This is a genomic window from Aquimarina sp. Aq107 (assembly GCF_943733665.1).
Taxonomy (GTDB): Bacteria; Bacteroidota; Bacteroidia; order Flavobacteriales; family Flavobacteriaceae; genus Aquimarina.
The window spans coordinates 913,100-929,691 of record NZ_OX030782.1 but is presented as its reverse complement, the minus strand read 5'-3'; the positions used below and the strand labels follow the sequence as shown (position 1 = coordinate 929,691).

At 31.6% G+C, this 16,592-nt stretch carries 20 protein-coding genes; 7 read left to right on the top strand and 13 right to left on the bottom strand.

The window, feature by feature from the left end; translation table 11 throughout:
- Positions 1–7: 7 nt before the first annotated feature.
- Positions 8–628 carry a recombination mediator RecR gene (gene recR, locus NMK29_RS03635; protein WP_108801621.1) on the bottom strand — a complete coding sequence of 207 codons (621 nt, stop codon included), beginning with the start codon at positions 626–628 and terminating at the stop codon, positions 8–10.
- 181 nt (positions 629–809) lie between these two features.
- Between recR and NMK29_RS03630 the strand changes: the two genes are divergently transcribed.
- From NMK29_RS03630 to secA, 4 genes are all read left to right on the top strand, one after another.
- Positions 810–974, top strand: coding sequence for a hypothetical protein (locus NMK29_RS03630; RefSeq protein WP_155839784.1), 165 nt, complete (start codon positions 810–812; stop codon positions 972–974).
- Between the two features lie 114 nt (positions 975–1,088).
- The gene (locus NMK29_RS03625) at positions 1,089–1,664 is read left to right on the top strand and encodes a cob(I)yrinic acid a,c-diamide adenosyltransferase (RefSeq protein WP_108801620.1); all 576 of its coding nucleotides are present in this window, start codon (positions 1,089–1,091) and stop codon (positions 1,662–1,664) included.
- 140 nt (positions 1,665–1,804) lie between these two features.
- A complete protein-coding gene (locus NMK29_RS03620) occupies positions 1,805–2,026 on the top strand; it encodes a DUF2795 domain-containing protein (protein ID WP_006989959.1) in 222 nt (73 codons plus the stop codon).
- Positions 2,027–2,263: 237 nt separating this feature from the next.
- The gene (secA, locus tag NMK29_RS03615) at positions 2,264–5,620 is read left to right on the top strand and encodes a preprotein translocase subunit SecA (RefSeq protein ID WP_108801619.1); all 3,357 of its coding nucleotides are present in this window, start codon (positions 2,264–2,266) and stop codon (positions 5,618–5,620) included.
- 82 nt (positions 5,621–5,702) lie between these two features.
- On the opposite strand, the gene NMK29_RS03610 is transcribed toward secA, so the two are convergent.
- Entirely contained in the window at positions 5,703–6,311 is a 609-nt protein-coding gene (locus tag NMK29_RS03610) for a hypothetical protein (protein ID WP_108801618.1), read from the bottom strand.
- A complete protein-coding gene (locus NMK29_RS03605) occupies positions 6,308–6,646 on the bottom strand; it encodes a PadR family transcriptional regulator (RefSeq protein WP_108801617.1) in 339 nt (112 codons plus the stop codon). The genes NMK29_RS03610 and NMK29_RS03605 overlap by 4 nt, the downstream gene beginning before the upstream one ends.
- A gap of 120 nt (positions 6,647–6,766) precedes the next feature.
- Here NMK29_RS03605 and NMK29_RS03600 point away from each other — a divergent pair, with 120 nt between their 5' ends.
- Entirely contained in the window at positions 6,767–7,342 is a 576-nt protein-coding gene (locus NMK29_RS03600) for a DUF4377 domain-containing protein (RefSeq protein ID WP_108801616.1), read from the top strand.
- An 82-nt stretch (positions 7,343–7,424) separates the two neighbouring features.
- Here the strand turns inward: NMK29_RS03600 and NMK29_RS03595 are convergent, their stop codons facing one another.
- From NMK29_RS03595 to NMK29_RS03575, 5 genes are all read right to left on the bottom strand, one after another.
- On the bottom strand, positions 7,425–8,069 hold the full coding sequence (locus tag NMK29_RS03595; protein ID WP_108801615.1) for a hypothetical protein: 645 nt from the start codon (positions 8,067–8,069) through the stop codon (positions 7,425–7,427).
- A 323-nt stretch (positions 8,070–8,392) separates the two neighbouring features.
- Positions 8,393–9,082 carry a peptidoglycan DD-metalloendopeptidase family protein gene (locus NMK29_RS03590; protein WP_108801614.1) on the bottom strand — a complete coding sequence of 230 codons (690 nt, stop codon included), beginning with the start codon at positions 9,080–9,082 and terminating at the stop codon, positions 8,393–8,395.
- Positions 9,082–10,410 (bottom strand): NAD(P)/FAD-dependent oxidoreductase, encoded by a 1,329-nt coding sequence (locus tag NMK29_RS03585; protein WP_108801613.1) that lies wholly within the window; start codon positions 10,408–10,410, stop codon positions 9,082–9,084. Before NMK29_RS03585 ends, NMK29_RS03590 begins: the two co-directional genes overlap by 1 nt.
- Positions 10,411–10,505: 95 nt before the next feature.
- Complete coding sequence (locus NMK29_RS03580) at positions 10,506–10,904, bottom strand: hypothetical protein (RefSeq protein ID WP_108801612.1); 399 nt, start codon at positions 10,902–10,904, stop codon at positions 10,506–10,508.
- Positions 10,888–11,475, bottom strand: coding sequence for an RNA polymerase sigma factor (locus NMK29_RS03575; RefSeq protein WP_108801611.1), 588 nt, complete (start codon positions 11,473–11,475; stop codon positions 10,888–10,890). Before NMK29_RS03575 ends, NMK29_RS03580 begins: the two co-directional genes overlap by 17 nt.
- 149 nt (positions 11,476–11,624) lie before the next feature.
- Between NMK29_RS03575 and NMK29_RS03570 the strand changes: the two genes are divergently transcribed.
- A complete protein-coding gene (locus NMK29_RS03570; RefSeq protein ID WP_027395492.1) occupies positions 11,625–11,975 on the top strand; it encodes a DUF6249 domain-containing protein in 351 nt (116 codons plus the stop codon).
- Positions 11,976–12,077: 102 nt separating this feature from the next.
- Here NMK29_RS03570 and NMK29_RS03565 read toward each other — a convergent pair whose 3' ends face one another.
- The 5 genes from NMK29_RS03565 to NMK29_RS03545 all read right to left on the bottom strand — a co-directional run bounded on the left by NMK29_RS03565 (position 12,078) and on the right by NMK29_RS03545 (position 16,080).
- Positions 12,078–12,716 carry a hypothetical protein gene (locus NMK29_RS03565; RefSeq protein ID WP_108801610.1) on the bottom strand — a complete coding sequence of 213 codons (639 nt, stop codon included), beginning with the start codon at positions 12,714–12,716 and terminating at the stop codon, positions 12,078–12,080.
- Between the two features lie 364 nt (positions 12,717–13,080).
- Positions 13,081–13,380 (bottom strand): hypothetical protein, encoded by a 300-nt coding sequence (locus tag NMK29_RS03560; RefSeq protein ID WP_027395490.1) that lies wholly within the window; start codon positions 13,378–13,380, stop codon positions 13,081–13,083.
- Positions 13,381–13,642: 262 nt separating this feature from the next.
- Positions 13,643–15,022, bottom strand: a complete 1,380-nt coding sequence (locus tag NMK29_RS03555; protein WP_108801609.1) for a hypothetical protein — start codon at positions 15,020–15,022, stop codon at positions 13,643–13,645.
- Positions 14,994–15,605, bottom strand: a complete 612-nt coding sequence (locus NMK29_RS03550; protein WP_108801608.1) for a hypothetical protein — start codon at positions 15,603–15,605, stop codon at positions 14,994–14,996. Before NMK29_RS03550 ends, NMK29_RS03555 begins: the two co-directional genes overlap by 29 nt.
- Positions 15,589–16,080 (bottom strand): RNA polymerase sigma factor, encoded by a 492-nt coding sequence (locus NMK29_RS03545; RefSeq protein WP_108801805.1) that lies wholly within the window; start codon positions 16,078–16,080, stop codon positions 15,589–15,591. Before NMK29_RS03545 ends, NMK29_RS03550 begins: the two co-directional genes overlap by 17 nt.
- 287 nt (positions 16,081–16,367) lie before the next feature.
- On the opposite strand from NMK29_RS03545, the gene NMK29_RS03540 reads away from it, so the two are divergent.
- Positions 16,368–16,592 carry a hypothetical protein gene (locus NMK29_RS03540; protein ID WP_108801607.1) on the top strand — a complete coding sequence of 75 codons (225 nt, stop codon included), beginning with the start codon at positions 16,368–16,370 and terminating at the stop codon, positions 16,590–16,592.

The following is a 16,592-nucleotide window of genomic DNA, read 5'->3' as shown; positions in this document are numbered from 1 at the left end:
AAACAGATTAGGAACTCTTTAAAGCGTTTTCAAAAGGAATTCTATTAATAATACTTCTTCCTAAAGTAACCTCATCGGCATATTCTAACTCGTCATTTACACCTATTCCTCTAGCGATAGTAGCTATTTTAATATCAACACCTTCCAACTGCTTATAAATATAAAAATTCGTAGTATCACCTTCCATAGTAGCACTTAAAGCAAAAATCAACTCCTTTACTGCTCCAGATTTTACTTTTTCCACTAATGTATGGATTTTAAGATCTTGGGGACCAATACCATCCATTGGGCTAATTTTTCCACCCAAAACATGATATAAACCTCTATACTGACTAGTACTCTCAATCGCCATAACATCTCTAATATCTTCTACCACACAAATAATATCTTGAGTCCTATTAGGATTACTGCAGATATCGCATATTTCTACATCACTAATACTATGACAGTTTTTACAAAACTTCACATCTTCTCTTAACGTACCTAACGCTTTTACCAAATGCTGTGTTTGCGTTTCTGGTTGTCTTAAAAGATGTAAAACTAATCGTAATGCAGTTCTTTTACCTATTCCAGGTAATTGAGACATTTCATACACTGCATTTTCCAATAATTTTGACGAAAATTCCATAGCGATACAAATGTAATAAAATACTATTTGAGTTTACTTGTTTCTTAGGTAATACGATAACAACTTAAGTTCTTACTTAACATTTAACAATCAGCTTAACACTAATCTGTACAAATACTCATAAATTCCATTACTAAAATACTCATAGCTATTTATTACATTTACTGCAAAAGAAGAAATCATGTTTGATGCTCTATCTGAAGAAACCCAGTTAGTTTTAGTTATTATTGGAATAGCATTACTGTTTTTTGTAGTGCGATGGAATTCTGGTAGAAATAAAAAAAAATTATATGATCGCTCGACAAGAGATTTTAGGAAGAATTATTTCAAAAAGAAGAAAAAATGAAATTTCCTTGGTTTTGGACCGCTGTATTAATCGGAGGAATCTTTGTTTATTTAAATGTAAATAAGGCGAAAAAAGATATTTCAAAATATAAAAAAGATAATCAACAAAAAAGAGATGAAGATATACACAAAGACAGGTGATAAAGGCACTACCGCATTATTTGGTGGCACCAGAGTCCCTAAACATCATATTCGTATTGACAGCTATGGGACTGTGGATGAATTAAACTCGCATATCGGTTTAATAAGAGATCAGCAAATAGATGAGTTAAGCAAAACTGTATTAGTGACTATTCAGGACAAATTATTTACTGTAGGTGCCGTTTTAGCGACAGATCCAGAAAAAGCAACATTAAAAAATGGACAAAAAAGGCTAAACATCCCTACTATTTCCATAGAAGATATAACACTATTAGAAACTGAAATAGATCGGATGAACGAATCTTTACCTCCAATGACTCATTTTGTATTACCAGGAGGACACCAAACAGTGTCATTCTGTCACATTGCCCGCTGTGTATGCAGAAGGGCTGAGCGTTTAGCGACAGCATTATATGAATTAGAGCCCTTTGAAGCAACAACTTTACAGTATTTAAACCGACTATCTGACTACCTATTTGTACTGGCACGAAAGTTGTCCTACGATTTACAAGCAAACGAGATACAATGGATTCCTCAAAAAAATTCTTAGTGCTCAAAAAAGCTTAAAAATAAGTTAAGGGTAATACCCGAAAAATCACGTTCTTATAATTATTGTTGAAATAATTAATTTTTTACTTGACTTTTTAAACTAAAAAATTATTTTTGCAAAAAAATTAAACCAGTAAGCATATGTATTGGACTTTAGAATTAGCATCTTATTTAAGTGATGCACCTTGGCCAGCAACCAAAGATGAGTTAATTGACTATGCAATTCGTACGGGAGCACCGCTAGAGGTTGTGGAAAACCTACAATCAATTGAAGATGAAGGAGATTCGTATGATTCTATAGAAGAAATATGGCCAGATTATCCAACTGACGAAGATTATCTTTGGAATGAGGATGAATATTAAAAAAATATTTAAATAGTATTAAAAGTCTCGCAAGAGGCTTTTTTTTTGCGTAAATTACGCCACCTTCACTAGCTATCAAATAGCCTGTGGAGCATTGTATAATAATGCCTTTGAGGTATAGAGATTACAATAGATTCGAAGATTTGAAGTTACACTTAACGTTACCTTTTTTTAAAGGAAAAACAAGTTGATTTCACTTTAAAATTAAATCTCATTAAAAACACATAACCATAAATCATGGGAGTTTTAGATTCTGTATTAAAAGTATTTGTTGGAGATAAATCCAAAAAAGATATAAAAGAAATCCAACCAAAGGTTGAGTTAATAAAAAAAGCAGCGCAAGGTGTCGCTTCTCTTTCTGACAATGAATTACGTGCCAAAACCGTAGAATTCAAAAACACCATAAATGAAGCCCGTGCTGATATCAATGCTAAAATTGATTCCCTTAAAGAAGAAGCGGACGCTACAGAGGATATTGACAGAAAAGAAGATATCTATGGTGAGATCGACAAACTAAAGAAAGATGCTTATGAAGCAACAGAAAAAATTTTAAACGAAATCTTACCTGAAGCTTTTGCGGTTGTAAAAGAAACTGCTAAGAGATTTGCAGAAAATGATACTATCACAGTAGAAGCTACAGCTTATGATCGTGAACTTTCTGGAACAAGAGATCATATTAATCTTGATGGAGACCAAGCGATCTGGTCTACAAGTTGGGATGCAGCTGGTAAAGAAGTAAAATGGGATATGATACACTATGATGTACAGCTGATTGGTGGTATTGCTTTACACGAAGGAAAAGTTGCAGAAATGCAAACCGGAGAAGGTAAAACCTTAGTAGCTACATTACCTGTATATCTTAATGCATTATCTGGTAATGGTGTTCATCTAGTTACTGTTAATGATTACCTAGCGCGACGTGATAGTGAATGGATGGCTCCCATATTTCAATTCCATGGGTTAACTGTGGAATGTATCGATAACCATAGACCTAATTCTGCAGAACGTAGAGCAGCCTACAATGCAGATATAACTTATGGAACTAATAATGAGTTTGGTTTTGATTACCTAAGAGACAATATGTCTCATGCGCCAGAAGATTTAGTTCAGCGCCCTCATAATTATGCAATCATAGATGAAGTTGATTCGGTATTAATTGATGATGCCCGTACTCCATTAATTATTTCCGGACCTATTCCAAAAGGAGATATCCACGAATTTAATGAGTTAAAACCAAAAATTGCTGATATTGTTGGGGTACAACAAAAATACCTAACAACGGTCTTAGCAGAAGCTAAAAAACTTATTAAAGAAGGAAATACTAAAGATGGAGGGTTTAAATTACTTCAAGTCTATAGAGGAATTCCAAAAAATAAAGCGTTAATAAAATTCTTAAGTGAAGAAGGTGTAAAAATGTTACTTCAGAAAACTGAGAATTTTTATATGCAGGATAACAATAGAGAGATGCATAAAATTGATGCAGATCTCTATTACGTTATAGAAGAAAAGAACAATCAGATTGATCTCACTGACAAAGGTGTAGATTATCTTTCTGGTAAGGATGACCCAGATTTCTTTGTACTACCTCAGATAGGAATGGAAATTGCTAAAATTGAGAATCTTGGGTTACCAAAAGAAGAAGAAGCAGAAAAGAAAGAAGATCTTTTCAGAGAATATAGTGTAAAGAGCGAACGTATCCACACGTTACGCCAATTACTAAAAGCATACTCTTTATTCGAAAAAGATGTAGAGTATGTAGTGATGGACAACAAAGTAAAAATTGTTGACGAACAAACAGGACGTATCATGGATGGACGTCGTTATAGTGATGGATTACATCAAGCGATTGAAGCCAAAGAAAATGTAAAAATTGAAGATGCAACTCAAACTTTCGCAACTGTAACATTACAGAATTATTTCCGTATGTATGGAAAGTTATCTGGTATGACCGGTACTGCTGTTACAGAAGCAGGAGAGCTTTGGGAAATATATAAATTGGATGTTGTAGAAATCCCTACAAATCGACCTATCGCTAGAAAAGATATGGAAGATTTAGTATACAAAACTAAACGTGAGAAATACAATGCTGTAATCGAACAAGTAACCGAATTATCAAGAGCTGGTAGACCTGTACTTATTGGTACTACTTCTGTAGAAATTTCGGAATTACTGGGTAGAATGCTTACAATTCGTAAAGTACCACACAATGTACTGAATGCGAAACTACATAAGAAAGAAGCGGATATTGTAGCTGAGGCTGGTAATCCAGGAGTAGTTACTATTGCAACCAACATGGCAGGTCGTGGAACAGATATTAAATTATCTGATGAAGTAAAAGCTGCAGGTGGTTTAGCTATTATAGGTACAGAACGTCATGATTCTCGTCGTGTAGACAGACAGCTACGTGGGCGTGCTGGTCGTCAAGGAGATCCAGGTAGTTCTCAATTCTATGTTTCTTTAGAGGACAATTTAATGCGTCTTTTTGGATCAGAACGTATTGCTAAAATGATGGATAGAATGGGACTGAAAGAAGGTGAGGTAATTCAGCATTCTATGATTTCTAAATCCATTGAAAGAGCTCAGAAAAAAGTAGAAGAAAACAACTTTGGAGTTCGTAAGCGATTATTAGAATATGACGATGTAATGAACGCTCAGCGTGAAGTTGTATATAAACGTCGTTATCACGCATTGTTTGGAGAGCGTCTTCGTGTAGATCTTGCCAACATGATTTATGACACCGCAGAGGTGATCACAGAGTCAAACAAGAATGCTCAGGATTATAAAAACTTTGAGTTTGAATTAATTCGTTACTTCTCAATGAGCAGCCCTATAACCGCTGAGGAGTTTGAGAAAATGGATACCCAAAAGATTGCTGGAGAAGTTTACAAGGCTGCTTATGAGCACTATCAAGACAAAATGAAGCGAAATGCAGAAGCTGCATATCCAGTTATTAAGCAAGTATACGAAGATCCTTCTAGCAAATACGAACGTATTTTAGTTCCGTTTACAGATGGAGTAAAAAGCTTAAATGTGGCTACTAACCTTGAAAAAGCTTATGAAAGTGAAGGGAAACAATTAATCACTGATTTTGAAAAAAATATCACGCTAGCAATTATTGATGACGCTTGGAAAACACATCTTCGTAAAATGGATGAGTTAAAACAAAGTGTACAATTAGCAGTTCATGAACAAAAAGATCCATTATTGATCTACAAATTCGAAGCTTTTGAATTATTCAAAGTAATGATTGAAGAGGTTAATAAAGATGTTATTTCTTTCTTATTCAAAGGAGAATTACCAACAGGCAACACGCAAGATATTTCTGAAGCTCGCCAAGTACGAAGAAAAGACAATTTAGAGACTTCTAAAGAAGAAATTCCGAACATGGACGAACGTGCTGCCCAAAACAGAGCTGCAGGAGAAACGCAACAACGCCCTCAGATAACAGAAACTATCGTTAGAGAACAACCAAAAATTGGACGTAATGACAAAGTTACTATCAAACATGTAATGAGTGGTGAAAACAAAACTGTAAAATACAAACAAGCAATTCCTCTAATTGAAAAAGGAGAATGGGTACTTGTAAACGAGTAGGTTTCAAAAAACATTTAACATAAAACAACCCTGAAGTGATACTTCAGGGTTGTTTTATTTATATTACATTCAGGTACTTTACTTAAGCAAGCGACTTTTTATACATTGTAAAAAATAAAAATGGAAGATACCCTACCACAAAAAGAAAAGAACCTGCTAGTAATAACACCTCTGCTCCCATCCAATGCATCAATTTAAACAATCCTGATAAACCTACAATAACACCAGAAACACAACCTAAAACAATTTTTAAACGCTCTGAAAGAGTTTTTGCAATCGCTACTTTATATCTATCAATAGCTAACATCGGAACAAAAATCAACAACAACAACAGAAATCCTGTTATAAAAAGTTTGTTAGCACCTGGATACCATAATATCTTAAACACAATACCTGCAGTTAATGTTAAAGCTCCAATAAATCCAATAAAATACATCAGTTTTTTCATCATAATAATTCGTTTTGAGTTTAATAAAAAAATTGTTCTTTGTTCTAAATCGATTAATCCATTAGGCGCCAATTCTGATATAGCATCTTGTAATGATTGATCAAATGTTCTTCCTCGCTTAAGATCACTCTCTACAACACAACATAAATGATCCTCTATATCATCTCGTAATTCTAATAGTTTAAATCCTTGTTTATCAACAAAATTTTTAATTTTCTTTTCTTGTTCACTATTCAATTTCATATAGCATCTAGTTTTGGAAAAATAACTTTATTAAGTGTTTCCATAAAATCCTTAAGCTCTTCTATATAGTTTACTTTTTCTTCTTTCCCTTTGGATGTAAGCAAATAATACTTCCTAACTCTTTTGCCGATATACTCTTCTTCACAAGACAACAAACCATCTTTTCTCATTTTCTGTAAAGCAGGATAGAGTGACCCATCCTTTAGTAATATTTTACCATCTGATCGTTCTTTTACTTGTTGAAAAATCTCATAACCATACATTCTACCTTTTTCTGATAATAGGTTAAGAATAATAACAGATAACGTTCCTTTTAGAAGTTCTTTTGAATACATAGTTCAAATATACATAAAAATACAATACATCATAATTCTATGTATTTAATTTTAACATTCTTTAATAAAAACCTTAAGCAACCACTCAGCTTTTTTTCATCTATATAAAAAAAAGCTACCATGAAAAAAGTATTGTTTTTACTTGTTATATCAATTATTTTAAACTCTTGTAATGGTGATAATAATAATGATGATTCTCGAATTGAGTCGTGGAGGATTAATCACTATCAAAATACTGTAATATTTTTAGATTATACTGCAGCAATACAATACCAAACAGATGATAGTATTGGTACCGAAGACTATATAAGCCTATACGGAGGAATCAACGGTTTTGAATTTGAAAATGGTTTTATACAAGACATTATAGTTAAATTAAAACCCAACGATTTATCTATTGCGGACATCCCTCCATACGAAATAACTTTAATAAAAGTATTAGCAAAAACACAGATTTCACCTGACACAACCTTTAAAATTAGACTAACTAGAAACATTATTCCCGAAAGTTTTGAAAATTGGGTATTTGTAGATGAGGACAATAATTATTCAATAATCAATTCTTTTATACGTATTGATTGTGAAAGTTTATGCAATGAATTATCAACCAAGATTAATAATCAAGAACAACTTACTGGTGTATTTACCCACGGAACTGACGGCGAATATATTTTAAAAGAAATCATAAACGAATAATACATTCTCATTATAAACAAAAACAAAGCGGGCCCAAATTGAACCCGCTTTATTCTTGTATTTGTTTATCCCCTTTAAACTTCTACAAATCAGTTAATGTAGCTTGAGTTTCTATAAATTTTTCAACAACAACAGAATCCCCTTTACTATTTTCTAATATATATAACCCTACTGGTAATTGACTTAAATCTATTTCATTTGTTGTTTTAGACAATACGTGAATAGTATCTTTTACTTCAAACAATTTTAATTTATCTCCATCTTCAAAATCCAAAACCACTATAATATCTCCCTCTCTTTCAATATTCAATAAGTTTTGGTTTGAATTTACGTAGTTATTAATAAAATCTTTCTCTACATTCATTTCTTCATCTCCACTAACATCAGCTAATTGAGCATCATCCTCTACTATAAACTCTTCTTCTTGTAAAATAACTGCGCCATCAATCATCAACTCCTCTTCTTGACGGTTAATTACTAAAGACTTACCTTCATTGTTCTCTAATAAATAAGAACCAACAGGTAATTGACTTAGGTCTATTAATGAATAAGATTTAGATAAGATATGATCTCCAGTTTCAAGTTCAAATAACTTAAGTTTATCTCCTTCTTCAAAATTTAACACTTCAACAGTTAAACCATCCATATGAACAGTAAGTTTGTTGTCTTCATTTGCTGAAATGATAAGAGATAAAAATAGACTGAATATTAGGGCTATAACTTTCATTTTTTTGGGGCTTTAAAGTTAAGTTATTACGGCTTTACCATACAAGAATACTGCAAAAAACTTACGCCACCAACTAGAAATCAGACTTTTAGATGAAATAGCACGGATTTTCGTTCAACTACAAAGATTTTGTTAATTTACTTTTTAAACAACTGATTATCAATTATTTATGTTTTAAAAATTACAAAAAATCTGATAAAAAGCTTTTTAGTACCGATAAAAAACACAAAAAACGCCCATGTTCTTATATCTTTTTAGGCTATTTAAGATTTTGATTATCTCACACATAAATTAAATACATCGAAAATAACACAATAATTAGCTTAAATTTTCAATAATAAATTAGGGTTTGGACAATTTTGTAAAAAATACCGCAACTCATTTTTATTAGATACTCCTGGGTAATCACCTAGATTACCCTGCATATCCTTAATAATCTGAAAATGTAAGTGAGGTGCATAATCACCATTTACTGATGAGTGTCCTAACTTAGCTACAACATCTCCGGCATAAAAGTGTTGTCCTATTTTTAGACCTTCAATAGATTTTTCGCTTAAATGACCATATAATGTATAAAAGGTTATTTCTTCTATCTTATGCTCTAAAATTATAGTAGGTCCGTAATCTCCAAAGTTCCTATTATTTTTAAAACTATGAATTTTGCCCTCTAATGGAGTTAACACATCAGTCCCCGCATCACACCAAACATCTAATCCGAGATGTATATTACGTTCGGTTTCTGGATCTTGTTGATTAAAATGTTTACTTCTCCTATAAATCCCTCTGGTTTCATTATAACCACCAAAAGCTACCTTAGCCACATTCTTTGCTAAATATTTATTTATATAACCTTCAAAAGCCTTAGAAGAGGATACATCAATACGTTCTAAATCCTTATTGTATATTGATAAATCTATAGAAACATAGTCTTCTTTTAAAAACTCAGGATTAACAACGGGTATAAAACTATGGGATAAGCTCTCTATAAACTGAGAAAATGAATTATTTATCATCAAGTACTATTTGAAATATTATTAAGTGTTTTCGAAACCCAATTCTTGGGCAACTGTTTTAGTAACGATTTTCTAAATTTGTGATAATCAACCGTAATCGTATGTCTAGGTGTATTAATCTGTTTGTAATGAGGATGTGTTATTTCTCGTTGACATAATTTTTTTATAGCAGAAGGCATTTTCCAGGTTCCTGTAAGGTAATTTGCTAATATTTTACTTTGTAATTCTGATCCCGGCCAAATACATCCTAAAGGCTGAAACAATCCAATAAAAAAAAGGTTATGAAATTCTTCATGAAACATCTTAAGATACAACGGAACTGGTCCTTCACTATAATCGATAAATGACGAATCAAAAAATGAATGTTTTAACACATAGCCTGTGCAGGCGATAATTACATCAAAATCTTCTTTTGTTCCATCCTTAAAACATACCGTTTTACCGTCCAACCTTTCTATATCAACTTTGGGATGCACTTTCCCATGTCTTACTTTATACAAAAGTTCGTCGTTAATCGTTGGGTGCGTTTCACCAAACTTAGTTTTTACTTCTGGTAAACCATATAATTTATTCTTACCAAGCATAAGGTTTAATAACCTATCATTAAACCAACTCCGAATTTTTACCGGAAGCCATGCAGATCTTGCCCCGACAATATCAGAGGGTAACCCAAAAAAGAATTTGGGTATTATTCGATAACCTCTACGCCAACTAATTGCTGTTTTTTTGCTTACCCTACTTGTCTCCACAGCTACATCACAAGCAGAATTACCTCCACCGATTACTAAAACTTTTTTATTTGCAAATGGTGCAGCCTTTTTATATCCATGAGAATGTATAAATTCTCCAGAAAAATTACCAGGATATTTAGGAATTCTAGGAACAGAATGATGTCCATTACAAACTACTAAATCTGTAAACGTTTCTTTTCGTTCACTTCCATTTTGCAGTATTGTAATTTCCCATTCACGATCACTTATACGATCACAATACTTTACAATAGTTCCAAATTCTATATAAGGATAGAGCTCAAAATGTTTAGCATACGCTTGAAAATATCTTCTTAATTCATCATGAGATGGGTAATCTGCTACAGTAGTATCAAAATCATCAAAAGTAAAATCTTCATACTGCGAAAGTGTTTTGGAACTAATTATATGTGTCGTTTCGAATACACTAGAATGACTAACATCTTCTGAAAAAATCCAGTTACCTCCTACTTCCTGATTACAATCATAGACAACAACTGTTAGCTCTTTGTCTTTCAAATTTTTTAGAGTAGTAATACCACTTGGTCCAGCCCCTATAATACATATTCTTGATTTCATAAACTATAACCCTGTTATCCAAAGCAGCTTGTAAAATAAAGAATGTATATAAGTTTAAAAAGTATTTTATGATTTAGATTAACAACAGAAGCAGTTTAAATAGAATATATCTTATCTATCCTTCTTTTAATTACTGTTATCTGTACTGTAAATAATATGGCAAGAAATATAATACCATATGTTGTAGTAGCATGAAGCCTAAAATCGGAAAAGGGATTCTTAAAATCACGTAGACTAAATAATGGAAAATCGAATTTACGCAAAGCCCAAGTTCCATCTGATAAAAACGGTAAAGAAATTAAAACTCCAATTACTATTAAACCAATAACAACCCATGCTTTTCTTGAGATCAAAGGTTGATAAACTAGAGGTTTATTTGAAGAAGTGTTTTCTACACTAACATTACGCATCACATTTTGCAAAAAATCTACTGAAGGATTTTCTACACCTGCTTCTTTTACTAATTTCTTTATGTCATTAAATTGCTCTTCCATTGCTAGTATTAATTTCTGGTGAAATGTGATACTTAAGTATCGAATATAGTTTTTTTCTACTTCTATATAGTTTTATTTTGATGCTATTTTCTGTAATTCCTACAATATCTTTTATTTCTTTTACGCTTTTCTCTTCAAAATAATATAAGGTTACAATAACAGCTTCTTCTTCTGGAAGCTTAAGAATACTATCAGAAATAATTTGTTTTCGTTCTTTATCCTGTAAATAACTTAATGCATCGTTTACATTAGTAACTTCTCCTTCACTTATATCCTCAATTAACTCTGTAGCAATGAATCGTTTTTTAGTCTTGATAGCGTCTAAGCCTTTTCTATATGCAATAGTATACAACCAGGTAGAAAACTTAGCTTCTCCTCTATAATTAGATAAGGATTTATAGGCTTTAATAAAAGTATCCTGTGCAACCTCTTCCGCTTCTTCTTTATTTCTAACCATCCTGTATATCACAGTATACACCAAATTTTGATAACGTTCTACTAATGCGGAAAAAGCATTTGCATCTCCTTCTAACACTTGTTTAATATAATATTGATCTGATTGATGGTTCATTTATACATTAGACGACACCTTTTTAGAACTGGTTACACTCCTTACGTAAAAAGATACAAAATAATTTTTTCATCTTTTCTGTAACCTAACTTTACATATCAGCGTCATAGATAAAAAACGAACAGTTAAATTTTTTAAATCTTAAAATTATGAGTTTTATCGAAGTACTAATACCATTATCTATATTCGGATGTATTTTTGGCATTTTTTATTTATTTATTACCGCCCGCAATAAAGAGCGTATGTCTCTTATTGATAAAGGAGCTGATGCTTCTATTTTTTATAGCAGTAAAACGAAAAGAGTAACTCCTATTTGGAAAGTTTTCATTCTTAACTTTTCCTTATTATTAATGGGAATTGGTTTAGGTATTTTTATCGCAGGAATACTACATTATAGCTTAGGTGTAGATGGAGAAGTAGCATATCCAGGAACTATCTTTTTAATGGCTGGGGCAGGATTATTTACTGGTTTTAAAATGACTAGCAACTTGGATAAATAAACATTAAAATAGTTTATAAAATATTAAAGACCTATCATTTCTGATAGGTCTTTCCCCCAAATTCTACTTATTCTATAAAAATAAATAATTAATTTTAATTTTCTAGTTGAATGCTACAGTCTCCGTAAATTCTAGATCAACATCAAATTTCTCTACAACTACAGATTGTCCTCTATCATTTTCTAAAATATATTTACCAGTAGCCAACTGCGTAAGATCTACAATTTCCGTTGTTTTGGACAAAACGTGAATTTTACCAATCATCTCGAACAATTTAATCTTATCTCCTTCTAAGAAATCTACAACTGTTATAACATCACCGTTTCTCGTAATTCCTAAAGGATTTAATTCTGACTTTAAATAATATTCTTCTAACTCTTCCTCTACAGTTACATCATTTGAAGACATAGACTCACTATCGTACTCCACTATATATTCTGTACCAAGTTCTTTCTCGATTACTATATCATCTTCACTTTTTTCGATTACAACAGATTTACCTTCATTATTTTCTAACAAATACTTACCTGATGGTAATTGACTAAGATCTATCTGACCTCTTGTTTTAGATAAAATATGATCACCAGTTTCAACCTCAAACATTTTTATTTTATCTCCTTCTTTAAAATCGACTACCACTATAACAAATCCTTCTCTTGCTATTTGCAGATCATCATCCTCAAATCTAGCATTTAGATTTGTTAGGAAGAATAAACTGAAAATAAAAATTAAAGCCCTCATTGTCTGGATATATTTATTGTAATGTTATTACGTGATTACCATACAATAATATTGTTAAATTATCGTTTCCCGAAAAAAAACACCAACTTTTAGATCAAACGTTTTTGATTTTCGACAAATGACACAAAAAGGTCTGTTTATTTAATTTTAAAACAATAAATACCTGATTATCAATTATTTATTTTTTGTAAGACTTCGAAAAAAGCGACAAAAAGCACATTATTTAGACGAAAAAACCAGATTTTAATATTCGTACTATTATAATTGTCTTAAAAAAACATTAATAATTAGCTTTAAATGTGAATAAATTAACATTTACGCACACAATTTGCATATCAAAATTTGCTTAATTTTTGATTTACAATCACTTAACATAAAACTCTGGATTTGATAATTTTTCGACGATAACCTTTCGCCCATCTTTATCTACTAGAAGGTATTTACCTGCAGGAAGCTGAGTAAGGTCGAAGATTCCTCTTTTTGTTTTATAGGTAATAATCCTACCTGTTCTTAACTCAAACAATTTTACTTTGTCCCCATCTTTAAAATTGACTACAGTGATGATGTTGCCATTACGTTTGACGATGAGGCTTTCGTCATTCCCATTATTTCCAAACAAAACTGTAGCAGATATTAAAGAAAAAATTAGTAATAATTTTTTCATAAGCCACTGAAATTAAATTAATTATGATCTGTATTTTCCCACTTTAAATTTACCATAAAATCATAATAGACAAAAGAACCTTAAAACTTTTTAGCTTAAGTTTTGATATAGTCGGCTAAATACACAATTAAACAATTACAGAAACAACAGTGTAGTAATTCGTTTACAAGAAGAAACTCTTTTACTTGTAAAACACGACAACAAAAAAGCCCTACTAAATTGATTAGCAGAGCTTTTAAACAATTAACACATTATTATAAAATTATTGTAGTATGATATCGCTATACTTGGCGTTTATAGTTATAACCCTATCAGTATTTCTAGTTTGATTGAATCCATTGACAAATACATTTCCAAAATTTCTTCTTGCATTTACCTCTACGGTCTTTGGTAATGAAATTCTACTTTGCATTCCACTATAGGCTATATTAAATGCTACTTCTGGTAATTTCAATTTAAAATCACTATTCTCAACAGCTAAATCTAATGTAGAAAATGAATCTAAAAGGTTTGCTACAGTAATTGCTCCAAAGCTTCCGGATATAGCCGCATTATCTTCTAATTCTTGAATAAAAATATTACTAGAATCTGCATTTACTCTAAGGTTCTTAGCACTTTGAATTCTGCAATTCTTTACATAATTAACTGCTAATCTACCATTGTTCCATTGTTTAATAACTACAGGAGAATATGATGTTCTTATAAATGTACGATCTCCATCGATAACATTAGCTTGCAGGCTCGTATGGGATAAAGAAGCAACTATATTAGTTGTTTTTTCTGCTAATTGTACATCTCCATGCCTAATATTTAATTTAAGTAATGCTTCTTTTGGCATTTTTACTTTTACAATTCTATGAATACTTCCTGAGTTATTCATTCGAGAACTGTATCTGTATACAGTAACATTAGAACCATTTGTTTGCGTTATTTCTAAATCACCAGAGAATTGTGATGCCCAGGCTTGCATTCTCTGAGCAAACTCTTCTCCTGCCCAATTCTGAGAACTTAATTCAGAATTTGGTTGGATTTGTTTAGCATTCTTACTTAGTTCTTTTGTCCAACTCTTTACAACATTTTCATAATTATCTCCAAACTTTTCTTTGATCTGATCTCCCCATTGTTGAATATATTTTTCTTCATTTTCCTTAAACTTATTCGTATCAAAATTCATACTAGCCAGATTTTCGGAAAGAGCACTTGGCATTGGGTTATTCTCTATATTTTTTAGGATAGGCCTTAGCATATTAGAAATAACTGGTTCTAATCGTCTAAGTTCTGGTGAATTGATATTTTGCGCGTTGGAAACGGCCGCTTTTCCTGACCAAAAATTACCTGTAATAGAATTTATCGTAATTTCTTTACTATTGCCTAAAGCTTCTATTTTCCAATTTTGTAGTAGCCGCTCTTTGTTTTCCTCTGTAATATTATCCCCCTCTATGTATGCTTCTATCTCAACGGAATTTTTATTCCAAGTTTCGAACACAACTTCGGTATGGCTAGTATTTAGATGAATTGCAACATCTTTATTTACTACAAACTTTTCACTTAACTTGTCTTGTTTATTCTGAGCAAATACTCCAGAGAAACATACTAAACTAAGTGTTACAAGATTAAGCTTGTATATCAATGTAATTTTCATTCTCAATTTTTTCTAATTCTTTTAGTTTGTCTTTTAGTCTCTTTAAGAGCGATAGTCTAAGTGTTAGATTTTCTATCATTGCTTCCGCACTTTGCACATTAGGTCCTATCTCTATTAATTCTTTATTAAGATCTTGATATTCTCTATTTAAATTCTCTAACCTCTTCATAAAACTTTCTACCAGCTCTCTATTAGAATCATCTACATTAATTTGGGATAACTGAAACTTTATTCCTGTTAGCAAATAATTCTCTGTTTTTTCATACTCCGGAAACATCTCGGCTAATGATGATGTCTGTTTACTCAAAACCACTGTAGCATTTTTCACATCTGGAGTATTAGTATCAACAATTTTAGTATTACTACCATTATTATTCCCAAACTCATTAAAAGCGAACATAGATATTGATAAGATTACCACAACACTGGCTGCAATTCTTAACCAACCATAGTTAAATTTCCTAGCTTTTTTAGGAAGTTCCTCCTCCAATCTTGCCATAAAACGATTCTGATGTCCTTCTGACAAACGTTCTGAAGGAATCCTGTTGTCTTGTTTTAATAACTCTCTAATATCCTGTCCCATCTCTCAAATGTTTTAATTGATCCTGAAGCTGTTTCTTTCCTCTATGTACTAAAGTTCTTGAAGCAACTGGAGTAATATCTAATATTTCACTGATCTCTTTATGATCATATCCTTCTATTAAAAATAGCATTACAGCATATTTATATTTCTCAGGTAATCTTTCTATTGCTCCCTTCACTTCTTCAACCGTTGTTGAATCAGCAACGGACCAATCATCTTGTTCTTCTACTGTAGACATAACCTGCTCATTGATAGCAACCATATTCATCTTCTTTGCTTTGAGCATATCAATACTCTTATTAATCACTATACGTTTTAACCACGCACCAAAAGTCACATCACCAGTAAACTGATGAAGTTTTAAAAAGGCTTTAATAAAAGATTCTTGCATGGCTTCTTCAGCCTCAAAAGGATCTTTAAGAAATCGTAATGCCACATAATACATACCATCACAGTACTTATTATAAAGCTTCATCTGTGCTTTACGATCATTAGCCCTACATTGTTCTATTAGCTCGCTCTGTAACAAACTTTTCTAAATTTTGGTTAGTGATTACTTTTTTAAAACTGTTCTAATTACTATTCTCTTCTAAAGACGACAGGGAATATCAATTTGTTGCAAAATTAAAGATAAAAAAAACAAAAAAACAAAACACACTGAATATCAAACTGTTAAAAAAAATCACAAAACGAAGTAAGCTTTTAATAAAACATAAGACTACTAAAACACACAAATTCTTTTAATCACAAATTATCAAAGAAATGCTTACTTCAATTAACAATACTAAAACAGATACTAACGAGTTTAAAAATGTCATCAATCTTATGAAGGATAATGTTGATAGTACAAAAGATATAATCAATCAAATAGACAATTTCTTAGAAACTAAATTATTACCAAAATCAGTACTTGACTTATTAGTAACTCAACGAAACACATATGCGGTAAATGTGATGAATTCTATGAGAATCATGAAGAAAATATAG

Coding starts and splice junctions, on each gene's coding strand:
- recR (WP_108801621.1), bottom strand. CDS start 628: ATGGAATTTTCGTCAAAATTATTGGAAAATGCAGTGTATGAAATGTCT.
- NMK29_RS03630 (WP_155839784.1), top strand. CDS start 810: ATGTTTGATGCTCTATCTGAAGAAACCCAGTTAGTTTTAGTTATTATT.
- NMK29_RS03625 (WP_108801620.1), top strand. CDS start 1,089: ATGAAGATATACACAAAGACAGGTGATAAAGGCACTACCGCATTATTT.
- NMK29_RS03620 (WP_006989959.1), top strand. CDS start 1,805: ATGTATTGGACTTTAGAATTAGCATCTTATTTAAGTGATGCACCTTGG.
- secA (WP_108801619.1), top strand. CDS start 2,264: ATGGGAGTTTTAGATTCTGTATTAAAAGTATTTGTTGGAGATAAATCC.
- NMK29_RS03610 (WP_108801618.1), bottom strand. CDS start 6,311: ATGAAATTGAATAGTGAACAAGAAAAGAAAATTAAAAATTTTGTTGAT.
- NMK29_RS03605 (WP_108801617.1), bottom strand. CDS start 6,646: ATGTATTCAAAAGAACTTCTAAAAGGAACGTTATCTGTTATTATTCTT.
- NMK29_RS03600 (WP_108801616.1), top strand. CDS start 6,767: ATGAAAAAAGTATTGTTTTTACTTGTTATATCAATTATTTTAAACTCT.
- NMK29_RS03595 (WP_108801615.1), bottom strand. CDS start 8,069: ATGAAAGTTATAGCCCTAATATTCAGTCTATTTTTATCTCTTATCATT.
- NMK29_RS03590 (WP_108801614.1), bottom strand. CDS start 9,082: ATGATAAATAATTCATTTTCTCAGTTTATAGAGAGCTTATCCCATAGT.
- NMK29_RS03585 (WP_108801613.1), bottom strand. CDS start 10,410: ATGAAATCAAGAATATGTATTATAGGGGCTGGACCAAGTGGTATTACT.
- NMK29_RS03580 (WP_108801612.1), bottom strand. CDS start 10,904: ATGGAAGAGCAATTTAATGACATAAAGAAATTAGTAAAAGAAGCAGGT.
- NMK29_RS03575 (WP_108801611.1), bottom strand. CDS start 11,475: ATGAACCATCAATCAGATCAATATTATATTAAACAAGTGTTAGAAGGA.
- NMK29_RS03570 (WP_027395492.1), top strand. CDS start 11,625: ATGAGTTTTATCGAAGTACTAATACCATTATCTATATTCGGATGTATT.
- NMK29_RS03565 (WP_108801610.1), bottom strand. CDS start 12,716: ATGAGGGCTTTAATTTTTATTTTCAGTTTATTCTTCCTAACAAATCTA.
- NMK29_RS03560 (WP_027395490.1), bottom strand. CDS start 13,380: ATGAAAAAATTATTACTAATTTTTTCTTTAATATCTGCTACAGTTTTG.
- NMK29_RS03555 (WP_108801609.1), bottom strand. CDS start 15,022: ATGAAAATTACATTGATATACAAGCTTAATCTTGTAACACTTAGTTTA.
- NMK29_RS03550 (WP_108801608.1), bottom strand. CDS start 15,605: ATGGGACAGGATATTAGAGAGTTATTAAAACAAGACAACAGGATTCCT.
- NMK29_RS03545 (WP_108801805.1), bottom strand. CDS start 16,080: ATGAAGCTTTATAATAAGTACTGTGATGGTATGTATTATGTGGCATTA.
- NMK29_RS03540 (WP_108801607.1), top strand. CDS start 16,368: ATGCTTACTTCAATTAACAATACTAAAACAGATACTAACGAGTTTAAA.